The organism is Pseudomonas sp. NY15354, assembly GCF_048068075.1.
Classification (GTDB): Bacteria; Pseudomonadota; Gammaproteobacteria; order Pseudomonadales; family Pseudomonadaceae; genus Aquipseudomonas; species Aquipseudomonas guariconensis_C.
This window is the reverse complement of the sequence record NZ_JBLUPV010000059.1, coordinates 1-4,322: the sequence shown is the minus strand read 5'-3', so window position 1 is coordinate 4,322 and position 4,322 is coordinate 1. Positions and strand designations below refer to the sequence as shown.

At 55.3% G+C, this 4,322-nt stretch carries 4 protein-coding genes and 1 pseudogene; 2 read left to right on the top strand and 3 right to left on the bottom strand.

The genetic code is table 11. The annotated features are described in order from the left end of the window. Positions 1–104 precede the first annotated feature (104 nt). Both ACNFCH_RS25740 and ACNFCH_RS25735 read right to left on the bottom strand, forming a co-directional pair. A pseudogene (locus ACNFCH_RS25740) lies at positions 105–284 on the bottom strand (Arm DNA-binding domain-containing protein); the annotation flags it as partial. A gap of 440 nt (positions 285–724) precedes the next feature. Beyond that, positions 725–1,090 (bottom strand): hypothetical protein, encoded by a 366-nt coding sequence (locus tag ACNFCH_RS25735; protein WP_416744483.1) that lies wholly within the window; start codon positions 1,088–1,090, stop codon positions 725–727. Positions 1,091–1,231: 141 nt separating this feature from the next. Between ACNFCH_RS25735 and ACNFCH_RS25730 the strand changes: the two genes are divergently transcribed. Both ACNFCH_RS25730 and ACNFCH_RS25725 read left to right on the top strand, forming a co-directional pair. Then, positions 1,232–2,068, top strand: coding sequence for a hypothetical protein (locus ACNFCH_RS25730; RefSeq protein WP_416744482.1), 837 nt, complete (start codon positions 1,232–1,234; stop codon positions 2,066–2,068). 169 nt (positions 2,069–2,237) lie between these two features. Further along, entirely contained in the window at positions 2,238–2,867 is a 630-nt protein-coding gene (locus ACNFCH_RS25725) for a recombinase family protein (protein ID WP_416744480.1), read from the top strand. A gap of 667 nt (positions 2,868–3,534) precedes the next feature. On the opposite strand, the gene ACNFCH_RS25720 is transcribed toward ACNFCH_RS25725, so the two are convergent. Then, the gene (locus tag ACNFCH_RS25720) at positions 3,535–3,987 is read right to left on the bottom strand and encodes a hypothetical protein (RefSeq protein WP_416744478.1); all 453 of its coding nucleotides are present in this window, start codon (positions 3,985–3,987) and stop codon (positions 3,535–3,537) included. Positions 3,988–4,322: the final 335 nt, after the last annotated feature.

Here is a 4,322-nt window from a genome sequence, read left to right as displayed (position 1 = left end):
GACCGCTTCGATCTTGAATTCTTCGGGGTAACGCTGACGACTCATGGCACCTCCTATTTGGGCCTCATTATGAGGCTTGGAGGTGTCTACGAAACCAGGGGCGATTCAAACGTCCCCTGGGCGATGGCATGCTCGATCGCCGCCTTGTGCAGCTGGGCCTTTTTCAGGTTAGTGGCGGTGGGCTTGAGTGAGACGCGCTCGCGGCACCTAACACCCCGGTACATGAACGTGATCTCGATGCTCGAGTCTGAGACTGCCCTGACCCCACTCCCGCCTCTACCCATGTCTCATATCCTTCCATATCGATAAGCGTCCGGCCGTCCGGCGCTTTCAACCAAATCTCACCAAGCCGCCATACGCCATCGCGGATCTTGGAGCGGATCGCGTCCTCGCTGTAGCCAGACTCGGCAGCAAATTTCCTGACGGTTACGTAGCGCATGTGTCGTCAGTCCTGGTTATTCAGGGGTAGCGAGTGCGCAGATGCCACGTATCGATTTGTCGTTCTCGGCTTGCTCGCGTAAGCAGCGTCTAACGGTACAGTTGCTCATATCCGACTCCCTTTGACTACTCGGATACAGCCTACGGACGGCTCCCAAGCTTGTGTTTCGCTTTCAGGCAACAAAATCGACGGAAATTAGAAGTCTGGAAATCCCCCTACCAGGGGCATGCACAAGCCGCATGACGCAATCAGATTGCTGGCTGCTCTGAAAGCCCAAGGCCATAGTCAGATCGGATGCAGCTTTTTCTGCTCAAATGCGATGCGGTTCATTACGCAAACTGGAATTGCGAACCCTTGGATATTGGTTTTGAGAGTTTCGTAGCCGTCTTCGACGATTCCGCAGGGCACTCCCCGCCGGAAGCGCATTCCCCTGCCGATGTAATTGCGAAGGATGATTTCCCAAGACTCATCGTCGTAGTAGGCGCCCGTGATATCAGCCCAGTTAGCGGTAACACCGCATCCAACAATTCCATCAGATGTCAGGCAGAAAATTTCTACTTGGTTTTCCTGTGTAACAGGTACGGCGTAAATCCGGCCATTCGGCGCTATGGGTGGGAAAGTCTGCCCGTTACCGAGGTGACGAAATTCCATGGTGGATCTCCGGTGCATTGAGTTGCATAGCACCCTATGCCAGGTCATGGAAAACCCAAGCCGGCACAAATCGCGTACAGATGCAGTTGGGTTTCCAGAGGGCCTTCATAAGCTGTGGCAATCAAAACAGGGAGTGGCGCCATGGGTAACAAATCAACAACGATCCGAATCGGCTTGCTGGCCGCGACAGTAGCTCTTCTGGTTGGGTGTTCTGGCACCCGGGGGGCTAGCACTGTGCAGCTTCCTGAGCCGAAAGATGTACCGAGGGAAAAATGGTCGGATGCTATGCATGTTCTGACCGCCATGGGGATTTCAGGGCAGCGTGACGTTCCAATCGAGCTGGCAGGGGCAGTTGATAGGGCGAGCCCGGCCAGCGGCTCTGGAACAGTGCTCGGGGATGCTGGATTAAGCGCGGTTAGCTTCGCTTCGCCACCTACAAGCTTGAGTGGTGGCGCAGCAGCGGGAATTGGCTTGGGCTTGATGCTGTTGGGTGGCTCGAGCGATCCGGTGCGTGCAACTCAGGTTGTAGCGTGGGTTCCTGCTGACCAGGCAAGCTCGCCGGAGGCGGCGTCTGCTCTTGCATTGCATAAGGTCGAAGATGCTCGCAAGAGAGTTTTTGCCAATGGCTTATCGAAGCTGCCAATGCAGACCGGTAAATATCCTGATGGTCATCACTTCGGCTATGCATCCCTGGCAGATAGTTATGCGGAGCGTCCGATTCCATACAGTGAAGAGGTTGCTAAATCGCCGAGCTTTCTGAGATCGCCACTCAGCTACGGGCCGATCTTCATACGTGACAACCAGTTCACGCTTGATGCCGACAAGAACGACATGACTGCGTCGGAAGCCATGCTGCTTGTATCGCAATACCTGCCTGAGTGGATCTACATCTACCACCCTGGTCAGCGGCTGAGAAAAGATTCGATCCCAGCGGCAATCTTCAATCAGGGCAGGGCGCTCTACTTCGTAGGGAAATAGTTCTGCTGGGTTGTATCGCCGTGGGTTTTCGCATCCTGCGGCGATTTTTGGGTATGCCTTAGCTGATACGTCCGAGAGCAAAGTTTCCATGCCGCTCGAATTTGTAAGTAACGATCTAACTGATACGCCCGAAAAACACCACTCAAACTGATACGCGAAAGGAAATCTGATGTTTGTACGCGCTTATCTTCGTGCATCCACTGCCGAGCAAGACGCCAATCGTGTCCGTGACGCTCTGCAGCAGTTCGCTGCCGACCATGGCAGGGCCATCGCTGCGCAATATGTTGAGAACGCCAGTGGTGCCAGAACTGACCGAGCAGAGCTGTTGAGACTTATCGCAGACGCCCACAAGGGAGACGTATTGCTGCTGGAAAGCATCGACCGGCTTTCCCGATTGCCGGTTGCTGATTGGCAGGCACTCAAGGCTGCGATTGATTCCAAAGGGTTGCGTATTGTCGCCCTAGATCTTCCGACCAGCCATCAGAGCATGCGAAATACCGCTGGTGACGAATTCACTGACCGAATGCAGGCCGCGATCAACGGCATGATGATCGAGATGATGGCGGCTATCGCGCGCAAGGATTACGAGCAGCGTCGTGAGCGTCAGGCCCAGGGAATTCATCGGGCCAAGGCTTCCGGTGCTTACAAGGGACGGCCGGCTGACAAGAACCTGCATCAGCGCATCGGTGAACTGCTGGGCGCTGGCCTGGGTATTCGCGCGACTGCTCGCCATGCAGGCTGCAGTACCACGACGGTGCTTAAAGTTCGCGACCAGATGACCAGCAGCAATGTGATTTGAATGGGGCGGGCGGGGTTAACGTCTCAAATGTTGTCGCAGTGCGCTGATAATCTTGCTGCGTAGCAGGAAGGTTGCGACGGATACAGCTAGCACTATCCCGCCCCCAAGGCCTCCTAGACGGACGAAGGCAACGATGTTTACTAGGGCAAGAACCATAATGCCGTAGAACTCTGCATTGGCCCTGCCTGCGGCCAGAGCCTGGCGCTCGGTGAGCATCCATTTCGGCGATAGGCAGAAGGGGCATACAGATGACTCGGGATCACCACCGCCTAGGGGAACTCCGCCCACATAGAGCGGCGCGGTGGTGATCACCTTCGGAACCATCATCCTCCTACAGCACTGGCATTCAACTTTGCTCACTATGTCATCCTCCTTGACTGGGCACGTGCTTTAACGTGACCTGATCGCTCACTTGATCCAGTTAATCGGCAGTCGAGTTCGGGCCTGTTCCGCTGTGTTTGCTGTTGTCGTGCTCCTTGTCCAAGTAAGCGGCGATCCTGTAACCAATCGCGGCTGTTACCCCCAAGGCGCAGAGCACGCCGAACACTGAATAGATTAGTAGCTCAAACCGGTCCACGTTCTTCTCCCGTGCTGATGGGCATCAGAGTCTAAGAGACTCGTTCACTGTACGGAAACGCACACCAATTTTGCATGCTGGTTCAACGTTCTAGCGCCGGCAACTGGCGGGCGCTGATTCAGTCTGCGAACGCGCTACCGTGACCGAACCACTGTCGCTCATCGAGTCCATGCCGTAAGCATTGCCCATGGCATCGACGCAGCCATCCATCATCGGCAGCCCGTTGGCCGGGTTGACCCAAGTGTTGTCCATCAGATCCATGAAGCTGCTCTGCAGGCTGCAATTGTCATCCTGAGTCTGCCTGACGGGCTCGACCCAGGCCGCGTTATTGTCGATATGAAGATCGAGCGGGTAGGTCGACGTCTCTTCTTCAGCGGTCAGCGAGTCGGGATACTGGTACCACATGCGCTCACTGCGGATGTTGAGACCGTCATGCAGCACGACTGCTTTCCCCTGGGAGGGATATACCACTGTGGTGTACAGCGGTTTTGTCGGCTGGACGATTGAGCCCATCATGTTGGCAATGGTGGCTAGCAAATTCATGGTAGTGCTCCTTGAGGTAGGTGGGCTCAGTCTCCCCCCGCTCTTGGAAAACCCAAATCTCTGATCAGGCGCTTTTAGGTTGACTGACATCCGCTTCGCGACACATTGTAAAAAATACGGCTCACCTCCCATCCCTTACTTATGGGAGTCTCGCATGTAACCTCCCATAGAGAAGCTTGCCGATTCGCTGGAAGGGGTGTCGTGAAGTGGTGTTGTGGCTGCAAGCCGCATGAATACTGGGTTTCAGCGTTTTCACGGGCTTTTTTCAGGTGGTTGGCGTTGTGAAGGGGTGTCGTTAAGAGGTGTCGTGAAGGGGTGTTGTGGCTGCAGGCCGC